General features: G+C 65.9%; 27 protein-coding genes and 1 tRNA gene. 12 read left to right on the forward strand and 16 right to left on the reverse strand.

Annotated features, from left to right (window positions below; translation table 11 throughout):
* Positions 1-8 precede the first annotated feature (8 nt).
* From ACWJI7_RS04030 to psbB, 4 genes are all read right to left on the reverse strand, one after another.
* On the reverse strand, positions 9-1,073 hold the full coding sequence (locus ACWJI7_RS04030; RefSeq protein ID WP_479935558.1) for a 30S ribosomal protein S1: 1,065 nt from the start codon (positions 1,071-1,073) through the stop codon (positions 9-11).
* Between the two features lie 145 nt (positions 1,074-1,218).
* Positions 1,219-1,713: a transcriptional regulator NrdR gene (gene nrdR / locus ACWJI7_RS04035; protein ID WP_479935560.1), complete on the reverse strand. Its 495-nt coding sequence runs from the start codon at positions 1,711-1,713 to the stop codon at positions 1,219-1,221.
* A 173-nt stretch (positions 1,714-1,886) separates the two neighbouring features.
* Positions 1,887-1,982: a photosystem II reaction center protein T gene (locus tag ACWJI7_RS04040; RefSeq protein WP_043368769.1), complete on the reverse strand. Its 96-nt coding sequence runs from the start codon at positions 1,980-1,982 to the stop codon at positions 1,887-1,889.
* A 24-nt stretch (positions 1,983-2,006) separates the two neighbouring features.
* Positions 2,007-3,566, reverse strand: coding sequence for a photosystem II chlorophyll-binding protein CP47 (gene psbB, locus ACWJI7_RS04045; RefSeq protein WP_479935562.1), 1,560 nt, complete (start codon positions 3,564-3,566; stop codon positions 2,007-2,009).
* A gap of 239 nt (positions 3,567-3,805) precedes the next feature.
* Here psbB and ACWJI7_RS04050 point away from each other — a divergent pair, with 239 nt between their 5' ends.
* Positions 3,806-4,279, forward strand: a complete 474-nt coding sequence (locus ACWJI7_RS04050) for a 2Fe-2S iron-sulfur cluster-binding protein (RefSeq protein ID WP_479935564.1) — start codon at positions 3,806-3,808, stop codon at positions 4,277-4,279.
* A gap of 41 nt (positions 4,280-4,320) precedes the next feature.
* The gene (psbM, locus tag ACWJI7_RS04055; RefSeq protein WP_479935566.1) at positions 4,321-4,428 is read left to right on the forward strand and encodes a photosystem II reaction center protein PsbM; all 108 of its coding nucleotides are present in this window, start codon (positions 4,321-4,323) and stop codon (positions 4,426-4,428) included.
* 102 nt (positions 4,429-4,530) lie between these two features.
* Here the strand turns inward: psbM and ACWJI7_RS04060 are convergent, their stop codons facing one another.
* Positions 4,531-5,367, reverse strand: coding sequence for a universal stress protein (locus ACWJI7_RS04060; protein WP_479935568.1), 837 nt, complete (start codon positions 5,365-5,367; stop codon positions 4,531-4,533).
* A gap of 41 nt (positions 5,368-5,408) precedes the next feature.
* Between ACWJI7_RS04060 and ACWJI7_RS04065 the strand changes: the two genes are divergently transcribed.
* The 6 genes from ACWJI7_RS04065 to ACWJI7_RS04090 all read left to right on the forward strand — a co-directional run bounded on the left by ACWJI7_RS04065 (position 5,409) and on the right by ACWJI7_RS04090 (position 10,487).
* A complete protein-coding gene (locus ACWJI7_RS04065; protein ID WP_479935569.1) occupies positions 5,409-5,900 on the forward strand; it encodes an acyl-CoA thioesterase in 492 nt (163 codons plus the stop codon).
* Positions 5,901-5,929: 29 nt separating this feature from the next.
* Positions 5,930-7,105, forward strand: coding sequence for a DNA-processing protein DprA (locus ACWJI7_RS04070; protein WP_479935571.1), 1,176 nt, complete (start codon positions 5,930-5,932; stop codon positions 7,103-7,105).
* A 33-nt stretch (positions 7,106-7,138) separates the two neighbouring features.
* A complete protein-coding gene (prmC, locus tag ACWJI7_RS04075; protein WP_479935573.1) occupies positions 7,139-8,053 on the forward strand; it encodes a peptide chain release factor N(5)-glutamine methyltransferase in 915 nt (304 codons plus the stop codon).
* Between the two features lie 32 nt (positions 8,054-8,085).
* Positions 8,086-8,706 (forward strand): L-threonylcarbamoyladenylate synthase, encoded by a 621-nt coding sequence (locus ACWJI7_RS04080; RefSeq protein ID WP_479935575.1) that lies wholly within the window; start codon positions 8,086-8,088, stop codon positions 8,704-8,706.
* A gap of 7 nt (positions 8,707-8,713) precedes the next feature.
* Positions 8,714-8,872: a hypothetical protein gene (locus ACWJI7_RS04085; protein ID WP_479935577.1), complete on the forward strand. Its 159-nt coding sequence runs from the start codon at positions 8,714-8,716 to the stop codon at positions 8,870-8,872.
* Positions 8,873-9,110: 238 nt separating this feature from the next.
* Complete coding sequence (locus ACWJI7_RS04090; RefSeq protein ID WP_479935579.1) at positions 9,111-10,487, forward strand: TolB-like translocation protein; 1,377 nt, start codon at positions 9,111-9,113, stop codon at positions 10,485-10,487.
* A gap of 27 nt (positions 10,488-10,514) precedes the next feature.
* Here the strand turns inward: ACWJI7_RS04090 and ACWJI7_RS04095 are convergent, their stop codons facing one another.
* The 7 genes from ACWJI7_RS04095 to ACWJI7_RS04125 are packed head-to-tail and all read right to left on the reverse strand — an operon-like array spanning position 10,515 to position 14,477.
* A complete protein-coding gene (locus ACWJI7_RS04095) occupies positions 10,515-11,174 on the reverse strand; it encodes a Na(+)/H(+) antiporter subunit B (protein WP_479935581.1) in 660 nt (219 codons plus the stop codon).
* Positions 11,171-11,680, reverse strand: a complete 510-nt coding sequence (locus ACWJI7_RS04100; protein WP_479935582.1) for a hydrogenase subunit MbhD domain-containing protein — start codon at positions 11,678-11,680, stop codon at positions 11,171-11,173. The genes ACWJI7_RS04095 and ACWJI7_RS04100 overlap by 4 nt, the downstream gene beginning before the upstream one ends.
* Entirely contained in the window at positions 11,677-11,982 is a 306-nt protein-coding gene (locus ACWJI7_RS04105) for a monovalent cation/H(+) antiporter subunit G (RefSeq protein WP_479935584.1), read from the reverse strand. The genes ACWJI7_RS04100 and ACWJI7_RS04105 overlap by 4 nt, the downstream gene beginning before the upstream one ends.
* Positions 11,982-12,230 carry a hypothetical protein gene (locus ACWJI7_RS04110; RefSeq protein ID WP_479935585.1) on the reverse strand — a complete coding sequence of 83 codons (249 nt, stop codon included), beginning with the start codon at positions 12,228-12,230 and terminating at the stop codon, positions 11,982-11,984. Before ACWJI7_RS04110 ends, ACWJI7_RS04105 begins: the two co-directional genes overlap by 1 nt.
* A complete protein-coding gene (locus tag ACWJI7_RS04115; protein WP_479935587.1) occupies positions 12,227-12,649 on the reverse strand; it encodes a cation:proton antiporter in 423 nt (140 codons plus the stop codon). Before ACWJI7_RS04115 ends, ACWJI7_RS04110 begins: the two co-directional genes overlap by 4 nt.
* Positions 12,646-14,115, reverse strand: a complete 1,470-nt coding sequence (locus tag ACWJI7_RS04120; protein WP_479935588.1) for a proton-conducting transporter transmembrane domain-containing protein — start codon at positions 14,113-14,115, stop codon at positions 12,646-12,648. Before ACWJI7_RS04120 ends, ACWJI7_RS04115 begins: the two co-directional genes overlap by 4 nt.
* Positions 14,112-14,477 (reverse strand): cation:proton antiporter subunit C, encoded by a 366-nt coding sequence (locus tag ACWJI7_RS04125; RefSeq protein ID WP_479935643.1) that lies wholly within the window; start codon positions 14,475-14,477, stop codon positions 14,112-14,114. The genes ACWJI7_RS04120 and ACWJI7_RS04125 overlap by 4 nt, the downstream gene beginning before the upstream one ends.
* A gap of 446 nt (positions 14,478-14,923) precedes the next feature.
* Between ACWJI7_RS04125 and ACWJI7_RS04130 the strand changes: the two genes are divergently transcribed.
* Positions 14,924-17,353, forward strand: coding sequence for a right-handed parallel beta-helix repeat-containing protein (locus ACWJI7_RS04130; protein WP_479935590.1), 2,430 nt, complete (start codon positions 14,924-14,926; stop codon positions 17,351-17,353).
* A 213-nt stretch (positions 17,354-17,566) separates the two neighbouring features.
* Positions 17,567-18,898, forward strand: a complete 1,332-nt coding sequence (locus tag ACWJI7_RS04135) for a sialidase family protein (protein WP_479935592.1) — start codon at positions 17,567-17,569, stop codon at positions 18,896-18,898.
* A gap of 359 nt (positions 18,899-19,257) precedes the next feature.
* Here the strand turns inward: ACWJI7_RS04135 and ACWJI7_RS04140 are convergent.
* The 4 genes from ACWJI7_RS04140 to minD all read right to left on the reverse strand — a co-directional run bounded on the left by ACWJI7_RS04140 (position 19,258) and on the right by minD (position 20,790).
* Positions 19,258-19,329, reverse strand: a tRNA-Thr gene (locus ACWJI7_RS04140).
* Positions 19,309-19,584, reverse strand: a complete 276-nt coding sequence (locus ACWJI7_RS04145) for a response regulator transcription factor (RefSeq protein WP_479935594.1) — start codon at positions 19,582-19,584, stop codon at positions 19,309-19,311. The genes ACWJI7_RS04140 and ACWJI7_RS04145 overlap by 21 nt, the downstream gene beginning before the upstream one ends.
* Before the next feature lie 36 nt (positions 19,585-19,620).
* Positions 19,621-19,926, reverse strand: a complete 306-nt coding sequence (gene minE, locus ACWJI7_RS04150; protein WP_479935644.1) for a cell division topological specificity factor MinE — start codon at positions 19,924-19,926, stop codon at positions 19,621-19,623.
* Between the two features lie 6 nt (positions 19,927-19,932).
* Positions 19,933-20,790, reverse strand: coding sequence for a septum site-determining protein MinD (gene minD, locus ACWJI7_RS04155; protein WP_479935596.1), 858 nt, complete (start codon positions 20,788-20,790; stop codon positions 19,933-19,935).
* 105 nt (positions 20,791-20,895) lie between these two features.
* On the opposite strand from minD, the gene ACWJI7_RS04160 reads away from it, so the two are divergent.
* Positions 20,896-21,894 carry a phospholipase D-like domain-containing protein gene (locus tag ACWJI7_RS04160; protein ID WP_479935597.1) on the forward strand — a complete coding sequence of 333 codons (999 nt, stop codon included), beginning with the start codon at positions 20,896-20,898 and terminating at the stop codon, positions 21,892-21,894.
* Positions 21,894-22,490 carry a chromate transporter gene (locus ACWJI7_RS04165; RefSeq protein ID WP_479935598.1) on the forward strand — a complete coding sequence of 199 codons (597 nt, stop codon included), beginning with the start codon at positions 21,894-21,896 and terminating at the stop codon, positions 22,488-22,490. The genes ACWJI7_RS04160 and ACWJI7_RS04165 overlap by 1 nt, the downstream gene beginning before the upstream one ends.
* Positions 22,491-22,492 lie beyond the last annotated feature (2 nt).

Consider the following 22,492-nt stretch of genomic DNA (forward strand, 5'->3'; position numbering starts at 1 on the left):
CTGGGGGCTCAGTCGAGGGTGACGCCCATCGGCTCGTTCTCTTCCGCCTGCTCCAGCAGCATCTGCTTGTAGCGGGCGGCCATCTCCTCGGCCTTGTCGAACACCTTCTGGGGGTCGGTGAGCATGTCGCCGGGTTCGGGTTCGAGGGCCTTGGTGGAGAGGGAGATGCGGCCCCGCTCGGCGTCGAGGTCGATGATCATCACCTTCATCTGATCGTTGACATTGAGCACCGTGTGGGGGGTCTCGATGTGCTCGTGGCTGATCTCGGAGATGTGCAGCAGGCCGCTCACCCCACCGATGTCGATGAAGGCGCCGTAGGGCTTGATGCCCCGCACGGTGCCGATCACCACCTCGCCCACCTCCAGGCGATTCATCTTGCGCTCCACCAGGGCGCGGCGATGGCTGAGCACCAGGCGGTTGCGCTCCTCGTCCACCTCCAGGAACTTGAGCGGCAGGAAATCGGCGACCAGGTCTTCCTTGGGCTTGCGGGTGCTGATGTGGCTGCCGGGGATGAAGCCCCGCAGCCCTTCCACCCGAACCAGGGCGCCACCACGGTTGGTGGCGAACACCTCGGAATAGATGGTGGCGTCCTCCTTCTGGAGCTGGCGCACCCGCTCCCAGGCCCGCTGGTATTCGATCCGCCGGATCGAGAGGGTGAGCTGGCCGTCTTCATTCTCTTCGCTGAGGATGAAGAATTCGCGGACCTCGCCCGGCTCGAGCACGTCGGAGAGGTTCTCGACCCGGTTGATCGAGACTTCCTGGAGGGGCATGAAGGCGGCGGTCTTGGCGCCGATGTCGATCATGGCGCCCTTGGGCTCCATGGCGAACACGGTGCCGTTCACCACGTCGCCGGGTTTGAAGTTGTAGTCGTACTTGCTCAGGAGGGAGGCGAACTCCTCCAGGGTGAAGCCGGCGCCGGTGCCGTCGGCGTCACGGCTCACCGCTCGGCTGCTCGGGTCATCGGCGGTGGGGACCTCTTCCGGAAGGTCGAGACCTGCGGGATCGGCCGCCGGGTCGCCGGCGAGTTCCAGGTCGACCTCGGAGCTGCTGATCTCGGAAGGGGTCACGGTCATGAAGGGGTGGCGGCCTGCCAGGGGCAGAGCGAGGGGAACCGCGTGACCGCCCGCCGACAGCCCACGCAGTCGCTCACTATACAAATGGCTGCCCGCCCCCAGCCAGGGGCGTGGATCCCGCAGGCTGGGGCCGGGCGGGATGGGATCAGCTCACCGCCGCCAAGGTGCCGTCTCCCCGCTTCCGGGAGGGCCGGCGGCTCAGGCCTTCCAGGGTGGCGACGAAGTCGCTGATGCTCTGAAACTTGCGGTAGACGGACGCGAAGCGCACGTAGGCCACCTCGCTCATCTCGCAGAGCTGCTGGAGCACGAGTTCGCCGATCTCGGCGCTGCTCACCTCCCGGCCACTGCGCTGCTGGAGGACCAGTTCGATCTCATCGACCACCGTTTCGAGCCGGGCCGGTTCGAGACCGGTTTTCTCGCAGGCCCGCAGCAGTCCATGCAGGAGCTTGGAGCGGTTGAAGGTTTCGCGGGCGCCGTTGCGTTTGACGACCGTGACGGGAACGGTTTCCACCCGCTCGTAGGTGGTGAAGCGAAAGTCACAGTTGAGGCATTCACGCCGGCGCCGCACACTGCGTCCCCCGTCCGCGGAGCGGGACTCCAGCACCCGGCTATCGGTGTGTTGGCAGGAGGGACATTGCATCCCTGGAGACCCACGCGGTATCACGTCAGTGTAGACAGCAACACTCGCGTTGAGAAGTGTTCCGCCGCAGGGGATCTGGCGGAGCCGGCCAGAATGGCTCGTTCGGAAGGCCGCTCAGCCAGACAAAAGCCCCCGCCGGGGCGGGGGCTTGGGGGCTGCGAGGAGCCCTTCCCTCACTTGCCGATCTTGGGCGGATCGCGGAAGGCGATCGCAAAGAACAGCGTGGCGAGTGCCAAGGTGAGGATGAGGATGTAGGCGAAGCTCTCCATCGGGAATCTCCTGGGTAGGGGCGATCAGCTGAGCGTGGAGCCTGGCTGGGGAACGAACCCCTCGGGAAGGCGACGGGTGGAGCGGTCGCCCAGTTTCTGGAACAGACCGAATTCCACCTGCTCGCCGAGGTCGGGATCAATGCCGGCGAACACATCCCTGTAGAGGGTGCGGGCGCCGTGCCAGATGTGCCCGAAGAAGAAGAGCAGGGCGAAGGTGGCGTGGCCGAAGGTGAACCAGCCCCGGGGGGAGCTGCGGAAGGTGCCGTCGGAGTGGTAGGTCTCGCGATCGAACTCGAAGGCTTCACCGAGCTGGGCCTTGCGGGCCAGCCGTTTCACGTCGGACGGATCCGTGAAGGTCTGGCCGTTGAGCGCGCCGCCATAGACGGTGGCCGTCACACCGGTCTGCTCGAAGGAATAGCGCGCCTCGGCCCGCCGGAAGGGGATGTCGGCGCGGACCACGCCCTGGCTGTCTTCGAGGATCACGGGGAAGTTCTCGAAGAAGTTGGGCAGACGGCGCACCTCAAGGTCCCGGCCGTCCTTGTCGGTGAAGCTGATGTGACCGAGCCAGCCGGTGGGCAGGCCGTCACCGTTGACCATCGGGCCGACCCGGAACAGACCTCCCTTGGCCGGGCTGTTGCCGACGTAGTCGAAGAAGGCGAGCTTTTCGGGAATGGAGGCAAAGGCCTCTTCCTTGCTGGCGCCGTTTTCGAGGGCCGTGGCGACCCGGCGGTTGATCTCGGTCTTGAAGTAGCTCTGGTCCCACTGATAACGGGTGGGCCCGAACAGCTCCACCGGTGTGGCAGCCGAGCCGTACCACATCGTGCCAGCCACGATGAAGGCGGCGAAGAAGACCGCGGCAATGGCGCTGGCCAGCACGGTTTCGATGTTCCCCATCCGCAGGGCCTTGTACAGGCGCTCTGGGGGACGGGTGGTGATGTGGAAGATGCCGGCGATGATCCCCACGATGCCGGCGGCGATGTGGTGGGCCACGATGCCGCCCGGGTTGAAGGGATTGAATCCCTCCGGGCCCCAGGCCGGCTGCACCTTCTCGAGATGGCCGGTGAGACCGTAGGGATCCGACACCCACATGCCCGGTCCGAAGACGCCGGTGAGGTGGAAGGCGCCGAACCCGAAGCAGCCGAGACCGGCGAGCAGCAGGTGAATGCCGAAGATCTTGGGCAGATCAAGCGCCGGCTCACCGGTGCGGGGGTCCTGCCAGATCTCCAGATCCCAGTAGGTCCAGTGCCAGATGGCGGCCAGGAAGAGCAGGCCACTGAAAATGATGTGCGCCGCGGCGACGCCTTCAAAGCTCCAGAAACCCGGGTCCACGCCGGTTTCACCGGTGATGCTCCAGCCCCCCCAGCTGCCGGTCACGCCGAGGCGGGCCATGAACGGCATGACGAACATGCCCTGGCGCCACATCGGGTTGAGCACCGGGTCGGAAGGATCGAAGATGGCGAGCTCATAGAGCGCCATGGAGCCGGCCCAGCCGGCAACCAGAGCGGTGTGCATGAGGTGCACGGCCAGCAAGCGGCCCGGGTCGTTGATGACGACCGTGTGCACCCGATACCAGGGCAATCCCATGGGGGTTAGGTCAGGGGTGACAAACAGCTGCCCAGGCCTGGCCGGAAGGCGTGACCTGGCAGCGGACGATCGATCGGATCGATCCGTGCTGGCGATCGTAAGGGGTTCCCCTGGCCGGCGGGAGCGCCAGGCGTCAGCTGAAACGAGCCGTGACGCAGGATCCGCCCCGATCCGGTCCGGACGTTTACAAAACGCAATCTCTGCCCCGCAGAATAGGGGGCTTCCATCGCCCCAGCCCCATGCCCGTGATCCGTTTCCTCCGTGAAGGCCGCGATGTGGAGTGCTTCCCCGGGGAGAACCTGCGTGAGGTCGCCCTGCGGGAGGGGGTGGAGCTCTACGGACTCAAGGGTCAGCTGGGCAACTGCGGTGGCTGCGGCCAGTGCATCACCTGTTTCGTCGACGTGGTCGACGAGGCGGCACCCGGGGCCCTGAGCGGCCGCACCCCGGTGGAGGAGCGCAAGCTACGCCGTCGCCCCCAGACCTGGCGCCTGGCCTGCCAGGCCCTGGTGGAGCGCTCCCTGGTGGTGCTGACCCGGCCCCAGGTGGGCCTGGCCGATGGGGAGCGCCTGCTGGCCCAGGCCCGGGGGAGGGATCTGCCGGCCGGCCCCACCGCCTGGCCGGTGTCCCCCGCGCCGCTCCAGACCGGGGAGGATGGCGAGGACGGGACCGCTACGGCCGGTGAAGCGGCCGGGGATGATCCGGTTCAGCGGTGATACGGTCCTGACGCGCCAGTCAGACCCGTCCGACCGAACCGATGGAAACCAACGATCTGGGTTTTGTGGCCAGCCTGATGTTCGTGCTGGTGCCGGCGGTCTTTCTGATCGTTCTCTACATCCAGACGAGCAGCCGTCAGCAGGGTTGAGCCTCCACCCATCGATCGGGTGCCGTAGGCTCCGTGTCGCCGGGCTCCTGGCCGATTTCCCCAGTGCTCCGCTGAGCAGGCCCACCCTCAACGGTGGTCGCCTTACGGCTCCCTCACGAGCAGCACCGGGGCCGGCGCATGTACCCGGATGTAGTCGCTCACGGAACTGCCCAGCAGCCGGTCGATGTCCACCAGGCTCTTGGCCACCAGGGGGCGGCGATCCTGGGAGGCGATCACCACCATGTCCGCGTTGATCTCCTCCGCCACTGCGCAGACCCCGCGGCCGATGTCGCCGGTCTTGTGGACGCCCTTGAGATCCACGCCCAGACCCCGGGCGCGCTGCAGGGCCTTCTCAAGCACCGCATCGGCCGGACTCTTGCCCCCCCGGCTCGGGGTGATGTCCTGCCGTGAGATGTGCACGCCGGTGAGGCTGCCGCCGGGGATCTCCCGCACCAGTTCGCAGGCGATGCGCAGGGCATCGTCCCCCACTCCCGTGCCGTCGATCGCCACCAGGACGCGGTTCACATGGCGCACGTACAGGTCGTCACGCACCAGCAGCATCGGCCGGGTTGAGAGCTGGAACACGTACTGGCTGGAGCTGTTGGCCAGAATCGACTGGAGGCGCCCCAGGCCGCGCGAGCCCATCACGATCAGGTCGGCGTCCAGTTCATCGGCCACCTTGAGCACGGTCTGTTTGGTGTCGCCCTGGCGAATGATCGCGTTGACGTCCCCGGGGTTGAGGCCCAGCCGTTTCACCGCCTCCGCCACGATCCCGGCGGCGTTCTGCCAGTGCTCCTGGAAATCGTTGCCGGCCTGCTCCGGCACCACGTGGAGCAGATTCAACCGGGCCTGCCGGAAGGCCGGAAGGTCGCGCAGCATGCGCACCATCTCTTCCACATGGCCTTTGCCGGAGTCGGCGATCAGAAGATTGCGAAACACGAGGCGGTCGCGATTCTTCGGCAGCCTATGGCCTGGATCCGATGGGGCAGCAGGTGGGCGGTGAGGTCGTAACGGAGTCCGGCGGCGGACGCGCCGGCTGGCGGCTGGAGAGGCGGGTGCTGCCCCAGCACACCGACCATGCCGGGGTGATGTGGCATGGCGCCTACCTGGCCTGGCTGGAGGAGGCGAGGGTGGAGGCGCTGGCCGCCGTGGGGCTCGACTACGCCACGCTCTCCAGCCGGGGTCTGGAGCTGCCGGTGGTGATGCTTCGCCTCGAGTACCGCCGGGCCCTGCTGCACGGGGAGATGGTGCAGATCCGCAGCAGCGCGGAGCCCCTCCGGGGGGTGAGGCTGCCCTGGCGCAGCCACTTCCTGGGGCAGAGCGGCGGGGTGGCGGCCACGGCGTGGGTGGAACTGGTGGCGGTGGACGTCCGCGCCGGTCCAGCCTCCGGTCGCCGGGTGCTGCGGCGCCTTCCCCCCGATCTGGCGGCAGCGGTGCAACGGCTGGAGCGGGGACCCGCTCCAGCCCTCTAGTACACTTGTACTGATGTTCTGGGGTCGTCATGGGCGATCTGGTCTCCGCCCCCTTCCACCGCGAGGCCGCCAGGGGCGTCGCCTGGTCGGCGAATCGCCGGCGCTGGTGGCTGCTCTGGAGTGCCTGTCCCGGTCTGGGCTGGTCTCGGCTCCGGCAGCTGGAGCCCCACTTCGGCGGTCTTGCCGCCGCCTGGGGGGTCCCGGCGGATCGGCTGGCCGCCCTGCCCGGGTTCGGTCCCGCTGTGATCGCCCAGATCGAGGCCCACCGCCGGCGCTGGGGGGAGGCGCCGATCGGCCCCCGGGGGCGCTGGCCGTCCCCGCCTCCCCGGGTGCTCCTGCCCGGAGATCCCGCCCGCCCGCCCGGTCTGGCGGAGCTCGACCGTCCCCCCCTGGCCCTGCACTGGCGTGGCCAGGGGTCCCTCTGGCCGCCCTTGCGCCGGCGCCGCGCGATCGCGGTCGTGGGCACCCGACGCCCATCGCCCCACGGTCTGTCGATGGCCCACACGCTCGGAGCTGCCCTTGCCGAAGCGGGCTGGCCCGTGGTGAGCGGGCTGGCCGAGGGGATCGACGCCGCCTCCCATCGCGGCTGTCTCGCCCGCGGTGGGCGACCCGTGGCTGTGCTGGGCACTCCCCTGGAGCGCACCTATCCCAGTCACCACGGTGCCCTCCAGGCCGCGGTGGCCCGCCACGGATTGCTGATCAGCGAACACGCCCGCGGGGCAGACGTTCGGCGGGGCCACTTCGCCGCCCGCAATCGGTTGCAGGTGGCCCTGTCCAAGGCGGTGGTGGTGGTGGAGTGCCCGGAAGCCAGCGGCGCCCTCCACTCCGCGGCCCTGGCCTGGGACCAGGGGCTCCCCGTCTGGGTGGTTCCCGCCGATGCGGGCAAGGTCTCCGCCCTCGGCAGCAACCGTCTGCTGGCCCAGGGGGCCAGTCCCCTGCTCGAGGCGCGGGATCTGATCGACCAGCTCGGCAGCGGCCCCCTGGTGCCGCCGGCCCGCCCCGGAGTCCCCGGGGCGGGCCTGGGCGGCACTCCGCTCTCGTCGGATGAGCGGTCCCTGATGGCCGCCCTGGAGCAGGGCGCGTCGCTGGAGCACCTCTGCCGGGTCCTGCACTGCCCGGCCGCCGAGATCTCCTGCCGGCTGCTGCATCTGGAGCTGGCCGGCCGGATCCGGGCCGAGCCCGGCCTGCGCTGGAGCCCCTGCTGACCGTCGCTCCCCCCCGATTCCTAGGGTCAGGGGATGGCCGCCCCCGTCCCAGCTCCCCCCTCCCCAGGCGCCGTCCAGCTCTCGGGCGCCGAGCTGCTGGCCTGGCGCCGCAGCCAGCTCCTGGGCGGGGGCCGTCCCGCCGATCTCGACTGGCTGCTGGACCTGGCCGGCGGTCTTCCCTGGCGGGCACTGCAGCGGCTTTGGATCGATCCAGACGGCCCGGTGTCTCTGCGGCTTCCCCTCGAGGGGCTGGAGCGGCTCTGGCTCCTCCACCGGCGGACCCACACCCCGCTTCAATACCTGGTGGGCATCTGCCCTTGGCGCACCTTCGAGCTGCAGGTCTCGCCGGCGGTGCTGATCCCCCGCCAGGAAACCGAACTCCTCCCCGAGCTGGCCGTGATGGCCGTGGCGGATCGTCCCGAAGGGCGCCGCCGCCGGCTGCGCTGGGCCGACCTGGGCACCGGCTCCGGTTGCCTGGCGCTCGCCCTGGCCCACGCCTTTCCGCTGGGTCGGGGCGTGGCGGTGGACCGGTGTCCGCGGGCGTTGGCCCAGGCCCGCGTCAATCTGAACCGCGGCGGTGTGCAGACCCGCGTGGCCCTGGTCCAGGGCAGTTGGTGGGAGCCATTGCGGCTCCGCTGGGGAGCCCTCGATCTGGTGGTGAGCAATCCTCCCTACATCCCCACGGCCCTGCTGGACGAGCTTGAGCCGGTGGTGCGCCGTCATGAGCCGCTGCTGGCCCTCGACGGGGGCTCCGACGGCCTCGATCCCATCCGCCACATCGTCAGCGGGGCCCACCGTGCCCTGGCGCCGGCCGGCTGGCTGGTGCTGGAGCATCACCACGATCAGGCTGACCGGGTGCGTGGGCTGCTCCACGCCGCCGGTCTGGAGCGGGTGGAGTCCCACCGCGACCTGGAGGGCCGGTGGCGCTTCACGTTGTCCCGGCGTTGACGGGGATGGCCAGTCCTTCGCCGCCGCACCCGATGCCCCCACCCGGCGCTCCGACACCCCTCGCCCTGGGCCCTCGCCCTTTGGCCCGGCGGCTCCGGGCCGGCTCGGCAGCCCTGTTCCCCACCGATACCCTGCCCGCCCTGGCCGCCCGACCGGAGGACGCCCAGCAGCTCTGGGCCCTGAAGCATCGCCCCACCGCCAAGCCCCTGATCCTGATGGGGGCGGATCCGGATGGGCTGTTTGCGGCCCTGGGGCTGGAGGTGCGCCGGGAGTGGCGTGCGATGGCCGACCGCTGGTGGCCTGGCGCCCTCACCCTGGTGCTGCCGGCCCGGGGTGCACTGGCAGCGGAGCTGCATCCTGAGGCGGCGGCGGAGGGCGCCAGCCTCGGGTTGCGAATTCCCGCCTGTGGGCCGGCCCTGGAGCTGCTCCGCCTCACGGGCCCCCTGGCCACCACCAGCGCGAACCGCTCGGGAGAACCGGCCTGCCTCAGCGCCGGCGAGGCTGGGCGGGCGTTCCCCGATCTGCCGTTGCTGGCGCCCCTTCCCTGGCCTGTGCCCGGCGGGGCGGCCAGCACCGTTCTGGCCTGGACGTCAACGGCCGAGTGGCGGGTTCTGCGCGCCGGTGCTGTGATGCCCCCAGGTTGTCGGCCCTGAGACGCCCATGCTCTGGCTCGTTCTGTCGGTGGTGGTGCTCATGGGCCTCTGCCATGCCCTGCTTGAACCGCTGCTGGGTTGGGGGACGCCCCTGTTCGAGTTGCGTGGCGGCGTCTGGATCGCCCTGGCCCTGCTGGGCTTTCTGCTGGCCGGGCGGCGGGCCTGATCCCCACGCTGCAAGCACGCCTGTTGCGGCGGCCGGAGGTGGAACCGTGATCCGCAGCAATCATTCCTGACACCACGCAACAAACGGCGGCGGGAAGGATCGGAAACAGAACAAACCGGAGCGAAGCAGACCAAGAAAAAATAAATTTTTGCATCAGCAGGTGATAACTCTGCTGGCGGGGTTGTGGGGGCGCTCCGTTTGGCTACGACGGGGTAGGAGCGTGTGGACATTCTTAATCGTGATCATCACTGACTTTACTCCTGAAGAGGAGAATATCGCGGCCGACGAAGGGATCATTGATCCGGAGTTTGATCAGGGCACAGCCCAGGTCTGCTGGCAGGACCGGGGTGGCCGGCTCTGGGTGGCTCCGGTGGATCCCGTCAGCGGAGAGATCCAGCTTGAGGACAAGCTGTTGCTGGACACCGGCCTGGCTCCGATCGCAGACCCAGGCGGCACTGGCGCCGCCACGGGGAATGGGCCCGAGTGGATCGTGACGGAAAGTGGTTCGGACATTCTGTATACCAAGGCCATCTCCGAGGATCCCAGCACCTGGGAGGTCTGGAGCGCCAGCTGGAACGGGACCACATGGGAGACGCAGTTCCTCACGACCGGGGCGAGCCCCAATGGCAGCACCACCCCGGGGGACCCTGATCCCAAATTCATCTACCGACAGGCTGACGATGGGGGAGAATTTGATCTGCTCTGGTACGACTACGTCACGGGAGAGACGGGTCTGGTCACCACTGAGCGAACCAAGGGCGCCCGTTGGGTGAACAACGAGAGCGAAGAGGTGGTGTTCGCGCAGGAGGTTGGAGGAACCCGTCAGATCTTCCTCCATGACGTGGAACTTGAGAGCACCACCCAGCTCACCTTCGGAGGTACGGACAAGTCGAAACCTTGGATCTGGGAGGCTCCAGAGCTGGACGGAGGCCGTGTTCTCATGACCCTTGAGGATGGGCAGAACCCCCAGACCCTCGGCATCTATGTGGAATCCGACGATGGAAGCTGGAGTCAGGCCCTGGAGCTGGAGCCCCCCACCGACCGACGCTTCATCTATTCGCCAGAGCCCTTTGTGTATGACGGCCGATCCGGAATCTCCTTTGTGGCCAAGGACGAGATCAGCCCTGCAGCGGAGTCTGAAATCTGGCTGGCGGGCCTGGGGCCCTCTGGGCCGGTCTATCGGGAGGTCAGTGAGCCCGAGCGGCTGGCTCGCAATGACCCGGAAACATTTGCCACCGAAGAGGGGCTTGTTGTCTATTACAACGTCAGGAGTGTGAGCCTTTTCGATGACACTCCACCCAGCATCTTTCGTGCCTCTACCGGGGTGGTGCCTGCATCGGATCCCCTGTCCGCCTCGGCCCCGGACGAACCGGATGGGGGTCCACTGGGTCCCGGATCCGGCTTCAGCAACCTGCTGTCGACTGAACAGGATGCCTTCTCCCTGATCACCCTGCTCCAGCCAGTCTCCAGCCCTGGCGAGTCGGAGGCCATCGTTCTGGCTGGCTCGGAGTGGTTCCAGCTGGATCCGGCCGGTCTGTCCGGAGCCCCGGAGTGGGTCGCTTCGGCGGGGGTGCTCCCCTCGGAAGCGTGGATGCTGGAGTCCGCTCTGGCCTGATGCTTCCCCTGGCTGGGATTCCGCCGATCACAGCAGGCCGCGGTAGCGCACGAACAGCTGCAGCATCGACCAGGATCCCAGCGCCACCTTGATCGCCACCAGCACGTTGAGCAGGGGGATCCAGCCGCCACTGGCCAGGCTTCCGAAGGATCCCGCCGGCAGACGCAGCCCTTCCAGGCTCAACAGGGCCAGCCCCAGAAAGGTGATCACGGCCAGCTTCTCCCACGTCTCGGCATGGAGGCGCCCGTAGAGGGCTTCGGTGTGCTCTGCGGATCCGCTGACCACGAGCAGGCCGATGGCGGTGCCTCCTGCCACTCCGGCCGCGAAGCCGCCCCCCGGGGACAGGTGGCCCCGCAGGGCGAGCTCCACGGCCACCAGGGCGCTCACCGTGGCACCGAGCTGACAGAGCACGATCGAGGGAGGGTCCTCCATGCCCCGGATCCGCTGGGTGGGCCTCTCCCCGCTCAGCAGCTGCTTGACCCCAAGCGCCGCCAGGCTGAACACGACCACCTCTCCGACCGTGTCGTAGAGGCGCACATCCAGGATGATTCCCGACACCACATTGGGCACGGCACTGAACTCGGCGATTGCCCGCACCACCCCTGCGGTGGCGGCGGCGGATCGGGCCCCGTCGACGAGGGGAAGACCGCAGACGAAGGCGGCCGCCAGCAGGTACAGGGCCTTCACGGCCGCCCCCCGTCCGCCGGCCCAGACCCGTCAGCGGTGTGGGCCACCAGCTCGCCGCCCGCCGCCCGCCAGGCCCCGGCTCCCTCCAGTTCGTCCAGCTGGGCCAGCAGCCGGGGAGAAGCAATCCGAAGCTGGCCCTCGGGGCTCAGCCATCCATGGGGATCGTCCTCCACCAGCTCGAATCTCAGATACGCCTGCTGCATCCACTGCTCCAGCAGGGCCCGGCGGCTGTCGTCCAGCTGCCCGCCAGGCTGCAGGGTGAGACGGAACACCATCGAGGAGCGCAGCGCGATGGCGTACAGGGTGGTGGAGAGCAGAGTCCCCACCAGGGCTTCGGTCAGCGCCACATCCGCCGCCCCGAGCAGGGCGTAGATGAGCGAGGCCACGGCGCCCAGGATGCCGCGAAGCACAAGGGTCTGGAACGGACTCCGCTGCAGGATCAGCAGGGCGGCCGTCAGCGGGAGCAGGGCCGCGATCGGCAGCAGCAGGGCCAGGGAGTCGGTCAAGGTGATGGCCCCGGCTTCTGGGAGCAGACCGCCAGCACATAGCCGAACAGGGTGTTCCAGATCACCAGGGAGATCAACGCCAGGCTCAGCACGGTCCACTCGTCGGGTTGCCGCAGCAGCAGACCCAGCACGATCAGCGCCGATCCGAGCGTGTCCGCCACCGAGAGGCCGTGCAGCTTGGCCAGGTAGGAGCTCCTCCCCAGCAGGGGCCAGGTGCCCAGCAGCCAGAACAGCAGCCCCGAACCGAGCAGCAGGCCGCTCAGCAGCCGGATCAGTGGCAGGGTCTGGAGGGGAGGGGCCATCACGCCTCCAGTTCCCGCAGCAGGTTGGCCAGCAGCATGACGCCGGCATTGCCCACGCTGAGCACGATCACCCCCACCACCCCGATCATGCGGTCGCCGCGGACCACATCGAACACGAGCATGAGAATGGACACCTTGGTGGAGATGCTGGCGAAGGCGGCCAGGCGGTGCCAGAGATCGGGCTTGCGCAGCACCACGAACACCGGCATCAGCAGGGCGAGGACCATCAGGTAGACCAGAACCGTCATGGTCGGGTGCTCCTCTCCAGCCTGTGGACCAGATAGGAGCCGTCGGAGAGCCTGCCGAGGGCGATGGTGAGGGGGGTCAGGGTGATGTGGAAGACCTCCAGGAACATCACCAGGGCGGAGCGGCTGCCCGAGCCGGGCACGATCACCACCCGTTCGCTCCCATGGGGACGGATGATCAGCCGCAGGGCCTCCCCATAGGCCGCCGGCAGGGCCTGAAGCACCTTCCAGAGCGATCCCAGCAGCAGGCTGGGGTCCACCACACTGACCGCGGGCCGAGGCAGCAGCAGGGCCAGGCTGAGCCCGGCGAGCAGGTTGAACCGGCTGAAATCGGAGGTGAGCAGCAGCCAGATGCCCAGCCGGAAGCCGGTGCCCAGCATCCAGATGGCCGAAACCTGCCAGCGCCGGCGTTCCCCCGTCATGCCGCCAGCCTCAGCATCAGCACCAGGCCCGTGCCCACGATCCCCATTCCGCCGATCAGGTCGTCGAACCCTTCCAGGTCCGGCAACGTTACTGCCGCTCTCCAGGGGGCCAGCAGTCGATGCACGATCCAGCCGGCGACCAGCACGGCGATCGCCTTGAGCAGCGCTTCGGCCGAGAAGGCGATGGCCCAGGGGATCCGCTCGGCGCCAAGGGCACCAAGGCCGTTCGACAGCAGCAGGGCCAGAATCAGCAGCAACACCCCTCCGCCGTCTGAGGGGGAAGGGGCCTCCGGGGCGGCGGGCCCGGGCAGGGGGCTCTCCCAGAGCCGGGCGTAGACTGCGGCCGTGCCGACCGAGAGGGCCACCACCAGCATCGCCACGGCGCCGGTCAGCCGGGCCTGCAGCAGATCCTTGGCCAGGTACCCCACCAGCAGGGGACATCCCGCGATCGACAGGCTGGCCAGCTGCATCGGCAGCCAGACCGAGGTGGGGAGGGGGGTCTGGGACCAGCCCTCCAGCCGGCGGCTGGGGAAGTGCCGGGCCACCAGGAACAGGCTGGCCTTCGCCACTCCGTGGCCGAGGGCGAAGAGGCCGGCCGTGGCCGGCGAGAGCACCACCAGCCCCATCTGGGACACCGTGCTCCAGGCCAGCAGGCGCTTCACGTCGGTTTCCAGCAGGGCGAAGACCAACCCGAACAGGGCGCTGGCCAGCCCGAACCAGAGCACCGTGTCCCCCAGGGAGGGGGAGAAGGTGGCCACCCGCACCAGGGGGGCCGCTCCGGCGGTGATGACCACCCCCGACAGGAGCGCGGAGACTTCCGCCGGGGCCTCGGCATGGGTTCGGGGCAGCCAGAGCCCCGAGAGGAACAGCCCCGACTTGGTGACCAGGCCGATCAGCAGCAGGGCCAGAGCTCCCGCTGGCGCTGCGGCGAGACTCTCGAGCGCGAAGGAGCCGCTGCCCCGGAAGATCTCGGCCGTACCGATCAGATAGAAGAGCAGGGCGGTGCTGCCCACCAGCAGATAGCGCAGCCCGATCCAGACCCGTTTCAGATTGCCCGGTTCGGCGATCAGCAGGAAGGAGGCGATGCTCACGACCTCCAGGGCCACATAGAGGCTGATCAGGTCGTGGCAGACCAGGGCGGAATTGATGCCACCGTGCAGCACCAGCAGCACCAGCCAGAAGGATCCCGTGCGTGGGCGATGGCGGCTGTCGAGCACCACAGCTCCGGTGACCAGAGCATTGAGCACCAGGAACGGGGCACTGAAGCCGTCCAGCAGCAGCGACACCCCATAGGGACCGCTCAGCTGGAGGGCCAGGGATTCGGCGCCGGCGACGGTGGCCAGACCGGCCAGCAGGGAGAGCGCGCAGGTGAGCAGGCTCAGGATCCAGCCGAATCGCGGCAGCAGAATGGCCGCGAAGGCGATCAGAAAGGGCAGCAGCAGCCAGGCGATCGCCAGGGACGTCATCGACCGGCGGCCTCTTCCAGGTCCCCGGTCTGGAGGGTGGGCTCACGGCGGGCCAGCTGGGTGATCACCACCAGCAGCAGGGCCTGAACGGAGAATCCGATCACGATGGCCGTGAGGATGACCGCCTGGGGCACCGGATCGGCGAAGGCGAGGCTCGGGGAGACGGCTTCAGGAGGTCCGGAGAGAATCGGGGTGCGCAGGCCTCCCCGGGCCGCCACCAACACGAAGAAGCTGATCACGCCGGTGCTCATTACATCGAGGGAGAGCACCTTGAGAAACAGGTTGCGCCGCAGCAGCAAGCCGATGAAGCCACCCAGCGCGGTGAGCAGGAACAGACCCTGAATAATCAGCGCGGCGGAGATGGACGGCAAGGGTCGTGGTGTCGAAGGCTTCGGGTCGGACGGGGAGAGGGGCGGGAAGGCTGACCCTGCTGGAGACGGGGCCTCAGCTCCCGCCCATGCCGGCAGCGGATCGAAGCTGACCCCAGGCCGGTGTCCCCCCCAGGCGAACCCGGATGGGTCTTCAGGAGGAGGTGATGGTACCGGAGCGGTGGACGGGTTCCTCGGTGCGGCAGGAACGCCTGATCCCTGGCTTCCGCTCCCACCGGATGGGAACTCCCGGCGATTCCTGCGCTTCCTGACGGGATGACCCGGCACCTCGATTCGGTTCAACCGGACCATCGCCCCACGGGTGCGGCCGACTGGGAGCGGAGAAGGCACCCAGTTGGTCAGTTTTTGTTGCGCAGATTGAAGCTATGGAGCAATAGGTTAGGAGTCGGCTAGCTTTTCATGGTTGGCGGAGCAAAAGATTGTATAAAAATCAACAGATTTGTCGTGCAAAACTGCATCAGTTCCTCGCGATTGGTTTTGGAGTCCTGCCGGTGTTGACCCTGGGCGGCCCCTGGATGGCCCAGGCGTTGCCTCTCCAGGAGCAGCCCATGGCTGGGGTGGATTCCCCCGTTTCGCCGCAACAGGCCGGACCCGTTCCCGTGCCCAGAATCGCGCCGCGAGTCATGGGGCAGTTCACCACGGGGCCGGGGTTGGGTTATGAGAGTTCGTTCGGGAGCCTGTACGCTCTATTCCCCTTGTTTCAGCTTCCAGGGCAGTCCCTTGGATTCACTGAAGCCCGCCTGAATTTCACCACTGAAGACGCAAACTTTGGGGGTAATATTATCTTTGGGTATCGCCAATATTGGCCAGATCAAGATATTGTCTATGGGGCCTATGCCGGTTACGATATTCGGGATACCGGACCCTCCACATTCTCCCAGTTGGGAGGTGGCGTCGAAGTGATGGGATCTCACTGGGAGGCGCGTCTCAATGGGTATCTGCCCATCGGCGAAACGCGAAATCTGATTTCGAGCCAGAGTACGAATCAAGGCTCATCGCTGGACAGGCTGAATTTCGAGAGAAACCTACTGTTCGCCACCACGAAGTCCACCACCCAGATCGACAAAACCTATGAATCGGCCCTGGCGGGCCTGGATCTGGAAGCAGGAACCCGCCTACTGAGCTGGGGGAATGGCGATCTGAGAGGGTTTGTCGGGGGATACTTTTACGATGGATCCGGCGTTGACGCCTTCCCTGGATTCCGTTCCCGACTGGCCGTTCGCCAGGGAGAGGCCCTCTCCGGTGGCCTGGAATTCACAACGGATGAGCGTTTCGGCTCCCGCTTCACCGTCACCGTCGGAATCGGTTTCGGGGGTGGGCGAAGCCGTGGTGTGGATCGTGATGTTGATGCGTTGGTGGCCCGATTGCAGTCGCCGGTTCAGCGTCAACCCAACATTGTCGTGGATGAGCAGAACGAACGTCAGTTCGTCGATTCCTTCGGTACGGACACGGTGGCGAACCCCGCCACTGGGGAAGCCTGGCGGTTCGCCCATGTCCGTGCGGGATCCTCCGGTGGCAATGGCACGGTTGAGCAGCCCTTTGGCGAAGTCACAACGGCCGTCAACCGGACACAATCCGATGGCAATGACATTGTCTATGTGGACGCAGCTCCCGACTCCCCACTATCGGGATTTTCAATCCCCGACTCCGTGCGGGTGATGTCCACCGGTCCGAAGCAGTTCCTGCCAGCCAGCATCGCGAATCAGCGCTCGGTCATTCAGCTGCCCGGTTCCGGAAGCGGTCGTTTGCCCACGGTCCTTGGGAGTGTGTTCATGGGTGATCAGAGCTGGCTGCAGGGGTTCGATCTCCGACCGCTTCCCAATCAGCCAGGGGTGGTGGGGACAGATGTCGGCAACTTGACGATCGCTGATAATCGCATTGTGACATCGGGTGACAATGCTGCTGGGATCCGAATCACCGAGAACCGTTCCTTCACTGATCCAGGCAACCAGATTCAGATTGTGGAGAACACGATCTCCACCAACGGCGCCCAGTCATCCGGCATCGAAGTGTTCGTGACCAGCGGATCAATCAGTCGTCTGGAGGTGGCTGGAAATACGGTGAACACGGATGGAGAGTTCTCGTCCCATGGGATTCGGGTCCTGGTTCGTGACACGGGTTCGTTGGGGAGCCTAGGGATTGATCGGAACGACGTCTCCACGGCCGGACCGCTGTCGGAGGGGATTTTTCTGAGCAGCACCGATGCAGGATGGATCGGTCGGGCAACCATCAATCGCAACACCATTTCCACAACGGGAAGTGTACCAAGCGATTCGGCCAATGAATTTGATTTGGAATCGGATGGGATTTACGTGAATGTGCTTCGAAGCGGCCAGCTTGAGCAGATCCAGATCAGCGACAATGTGGTGACGACACTGGGGAACGATGCTGATGGCATTTACTTGATTGCCGGAGTGGGGGGAGTGATCCAGCAGGCGCTCATTAGCAATAACACGGTGTCCACTACAGGAATGAATCCCCTCCAGGCCAGCCAATCAGCTGAATCAATCAAAATTCTGGCCTATGCCAATGGACGGATCGAAAACCTCTCCCTTCTTGACAATACTATTCTCCAATCGGAAGGGGATGGAATTCTGTTGAGGGCCAGATCCGGCGTGTCGCCGGAAGGAGGGGAGATCTGTGCCGATCTCCAGGGGAATACGAGTTTGAATGCCAATGTGTCGGGCCAGATTATTGGGACACCCTATAGTTTTTCGAATCCTGATGATCGAGGTTCGATCTCGCTGGTTGGTGCTGATCTGAATGCCGTGATTGCTAGTAATTCTCCAAGCGACCCTGCGGCTTTCTCCACGACAGGATCGATCTTCTTCGTACCGAGTTGTCCCTGATCCGGTCCTGCTTGCTCGGGGGGGGGGATTCAGCCCATCCCCTCCGGGAACGTGCTCCCGGCAGGGTCAGTCCAAGGGCACCCTTGATCAGACCCTGACTGGATGGGAGAGCCAGAAGTGTGAACCAGGCGTATTATTAATATTATTATCAATCGACCAGACTGGCCTAGGCTGCTTTAGACTTTGATTCTTTCTCCTGGTTGGTTAAACATTGTGTTTGACGACTTTCTGGATCGCCTTGCTCCTCTCGAGCAGGCGGGAGATCTCACGGGGTTGATTCTCTCCAATGCAGACACAGCCTCAGCGCTGCTCCTCTCGGGGCTGGAATTTCTGGATCTCGATGGTCCCTTGGCTGATCGGTTGGGATGGGTTGCTTCCCCAGGTCCAAGCGGCAGCGAGGGGGATCAGGAGGAACCCCCGGCTGGTTCCGATTCGGTGGATGTCATCACCGGTATCCCGACAACCATCACCAATGGCAACGAGGGGATGATCTCCTCCCGGTTTCAGGATCATTCATGGGTCACCGATGATGGGGCTGTCCATGTGATGGCCAATACGAACGGCCAGCTCTCACTCTACTCCAGTGACGATAACGGCCAGTCCTGGGATGACACTGCCACGCTCACGAATTCCAGTGGATCGTCCCGCGCTGATGGAGTGATTGTCGATGGCCAGCTCTATGAGGTTTACACAACAGGCACTGGCGGAATTGCCCTTTCCATCCTAAATTATTCTGAAGATGATGTGTCCTGGACGGTTGAATCTACGGTGGTTTATCCCAGCCCGGCTTCACTCAGGCTGGAGAGGCCATCCATCACTGTCACCGACGACGGAACCATTGTCGTGGCATGTACTGCAACGGACCGAGCCACTGGGCAGGCCAGCCTGAGGGTTGGTTACAGTGAAGATCAAGGGGAAACTTGGACCATAGTTGATCAGGGAATCGAGAATACTAAAGAAGACGGAAGGATGTCTGGAGATATCGTTGCCACCGATGATGGAGTGGGCCTCCTTTATACCAATGGCAACACTCTCAATTGGATTGATTATTCAGAAGATGCCCCCACGGGAAGCAAGCTTGAGCCCGAGCGTCTGCTCGTCAAGGGGGATACCCAAAGGGATCCCAACGGCACCCATTTCAGTTCGGTGACAGATGAGGATGGGAATATCCATGTCGCCACGAACAATGGTGAGCAGCGAGTTGTCTACTTACGATATGATAACGCAACGGATGAATGGGATGATCCGGTTGAAATTACATCCTATCGGAGTGGTAGTTATATGCAGATCAGCATCCTTGAGGATGGTTCGATCAAGATTGCCTACGAAGTCAATGCCGGAGGTGAGCGATTCCTGGAGGTCAGCGAAAGCGTGGATGGCGGTGACAGCTGGTCCGTGGATGCCAGGCTGACTCAGGATCTTGTCGCCAATCCAGGCAATGCGCGCCTGGAAACTCCCGCCTATGCGCAAGATACGCTTCCTGTTTTCCAGCAGGTGGAACCCACCAATGGCTCCAACGCCTTGGTGTACTACGAAGTGCCTTGAGCGCGGGGGCTGAGAAGTCTCCCGGAGCTGGCTGAACAGCCCAGGAGCAACCTGCTGCCCCCCTGGCCACAGGGTGAACTGGTCTCGGGGCGCCGCCAGGAGTTGGGTGCCACTGATCCTCTGCTGGCTCAATGAAGTCGGAGCCGGCGACCCGTGGAACATCAGTCGGGACAATCCTGACGCCAGCAGCGATCGGATCGCTGTCGAAGACCCATGAAGACGCTCCTGCCTGTCACCAACAGGAGCCCGCGACCCGCATGGGAGCTTGTCGTGCCCCGGTTCCGTTCAGAGGCAGCACTTCCGTGGCCCTCCTTCTGCAGAGCGTCTACCCGCAGAGCGTGACTCCCGCAGGGGATCGAAGCCGGCTAACGGATTTGAACCGATGACCTTCGCTTTACAAAAGCGCTGCTCTACCACTGAGCTAAGCCGGCATCGGCACGAGTGTATCGCTCGAGCTGAGCCCAGAGGAGCAACTGGCAGCGATTACGCTGACCTGTCTTGGCCAGCAGGTTCGAAATGTGACTTTCGACCGTGCGTGGGCTCAGCATCAGCTCGGCTGCGATCGCCTTGTTGCTGAGGCCGCGGCAGAGACCATCCAGGACGCGCCGCTCGGCTGGGCTTGGAGCTTCTACTGGGTCGCCTAGGGACATGGCTGCCCCGGTGGGGCGTTCGGAGAGGATCTCCATTCAGGGTTCCCATGCGAAAGGGCCCCGGTCGTCGGGTCAGGCGGTGGCAGCGGTCGGGTCCCCCCCGGCGGTGAGCGGGTGGGGACGAGCGCGTCGGATGGGCAGGTTGGCCACCAGAGCCGTGATCCGGTCGCCGGTCTCCAGACTCACGTCACCGGCCTCCAGATCGATTTCCACATAGCGGGAGACCACTTCCAGAATCTCGCGGCGCATCTGCTCCAGCAATTCGGGATTGAGATCGCTGCGGTCGTGGGCGAGCACCAACTGGAGCCGTTCCCGGGCCATGCCGGCGCTGGGGGGCTGACGCCCCAGCAGCTTGTCGAGAATGTCGCGCAGGGTGATCACGGCTCAGAAGATCTTCGTTTGCATCAGGCGGCCGATCTTGGCGCGGAGGCTTCTGGTCTCCTTGCCGGGATCGGGCAGCGGCACCACTTCACCCAGCAGCCGCCTGGCCACGTTGGTGTAGGCCAGGCCGGCCGGGGAACGGCTGCCATTGAGGGTGAGCGGTTCGCCGCGGTTGGTGGAGACGATCACCTGCTCGTCCTCCAGCACCAGCCCCAGCAGGGGCAGCGCCAGGATGTCGGTGACATCGGCGATGGCCAGCATCTCCTGGTTGGCCATCATCCTGGGGCGCACCCGGTTGAGCACGAGCTGGATCGGGGCGATGTCACGGCTCTGCAGCAACCCGATCACCCGGTCGGCGTCACGCACGGCTGACACCTCCGGTGTGGTGACCACCAGCGCCTCCTGGGCCGCGGCGGCGGCATTCTTGAAGCCCTCCTCGATCCCGGCTGGACAGTCGATCAGCACATAGTCGAAGCGTTCGGCCAGGAGACCGACGATCCGTTTCATGTCATCGGGGGTCAGCCACTCCAGCATGCGCGGATTGCCCGCCGGCAGAAGGGAGAGGTTGGGCTCCAGTTTGTGGCGGACCAGGGCCTGCTCCAGGCGGCAGCTCTCGGCGAGCACCTCCTGGGCGGTGTACACGATGCGATTCTCCAGACCCAGCAGTAGATCGAGATTGCGCAGTCCGAAATCGGCATCGAGCACGGCGGTGCTGGCCCCCTGCTTCGCCAGGGCGATGCCCAGGTTGGCGGTGAGGGTGGTCTTGCCGACCCCCCCCTTGCCGGAGCAGATCAGGATCGTGCGGCTCTGGGCGGGGGCTGGTTCAGGCGGCGGGGCGATCGTCACGGGGCTGTCAGACATGGCTGCAGATTAGGGCCACCAGCCCGGACCGGGCCGCCCCCGCCGTCGGCAGGACGGACGACCTTTCACCCGATAGAACGGATGTCACTCTCCCGGGCCTGGCCCATGACGGACAGCCTGCCTCACCACCAGAGCCTCGTGGTGATGCCCGACGACGGCGGTGGCGCTGTGGTGGATCTCATCGACGGGGCCCGGGAGGAACTGCTGCTCAAGCAGTTCAAGCTGGAATCCGAACGGGTGGAGGATGCCCTCCTGGGGGCCCATCGGCGTGGTGTGTCGGTCCGGGTGATGCTCAATCCCCACACCTCCGGCGGGGACCGCTGGAATGACGCGGCCTTCGCCCGTCTGAGGGACTGGGGTGTGGCGGTGAACTGGACCAGCGAGGCCTTCCCAGTCACCCACGAGAAATCAATGGTGGTGGACCGGCGGCAAGCCCTGATCGCCACCTTCAACCTCTCGGAGAAGTACTTCAGCGAGACCCGTGATTACGGGGTGGTGACCATGGCTCCGGCTGCGGTCGCCCAGGTGATCTCCGGATTCGAGGCCGATTGGCAGCGAAGTTTCTTCGAGCCGGATCTGGCGGTCGGGCTGATCTGGAGCAGCTTCCACAGCCGCGGTCAGATGGCCCGGCTGGTGGACGCCGCGAGCCGCACGCTCTGGATCCAGCATCCGAAGTTCGTCGATGCGGTGATCCTCGACCGGATCATCTCCGCCTGCGAGCGAGGCGTGAAGGTGCGTGTGCTCTGTGGCGGCAAGCACGGTGTCAGCGACTGGGACATCTACGACACCTTCTCGTCGCTGCGGGTGATGGCCCGGTTCGGGGTCAAGGTGCGCCGCCAGAAGCACCTGAAGCTGCACGCCAAGCTGATCCTGGTCGACGGGACCTGCGCCCAGATCGGTTCGATGAACATCGACCGCAGCGCCTTCGACCTGCGCCGTGAGCTGGGGATCGAAACCGATGCTCCCCAGGTGGTCGCCGGGCTGAAGGCGGCCTTCCAGTCGGACTGGCGCCGCGCCGAGAAGTACCGGGCCCCCGACCCACTCGATCCGAGCCAGCACGAGCAGGGCGAACTGCCTCCCGATCCCCACTTCGTTCACGACTGATGGCGCATCCGCCCTTCGTGCCGCTGCCCCCGCCCGAGTCCGGCCTGGCGCCGGTTCCCACGGCTTGGGAGCTGTTCAGCGGCATGCTTCAGGTGTCCCTGTCCTCCTTCGGTGGCGGGCTGTCGGCCTGGAGCCAGCGGATCGTGGTGGAGCAGCGCCGCTGGATGAGCAATGAGAGCTTTCTCACCGGCCTTACGGTGGCTCGCCTCTTCCCGGGGCCCAACCAGATCAACATGGCGGTGTACATCGGCACCCAGTTCCGGGGGCTCCCCGGGGCACTGATCGCCCTGGCGGGCATTCTGCTGATCCCGTTCAGCCTGCTCATGATGGTGGGGCTGGTCTACTTCCAGGTGCATCAGCTCCCGGCGGTGGACCGGGTGCTGGCCGGGGTTGTGGCGGCCGCGGCGGGCATGGCCCTCTCGATGGGATTCAAGATCCTGGGCACCTACTGGCGCGATCCGATCGCCCTGCTGCTGGCGGCGGTCACCTTCGTGGCCCTGGTCGTCCTGAAGATCCGGCTGATTCCGGTGGTGCTCGTGGCGGGCCCCATGGCCATGGCCTGGTACTGGCCGCGTCACCCCAGGCCCCGGAGCTGAGC

This window comes from Cryptocyanus atlanticus LEGE 06306 (assembly GCF_056633155.1).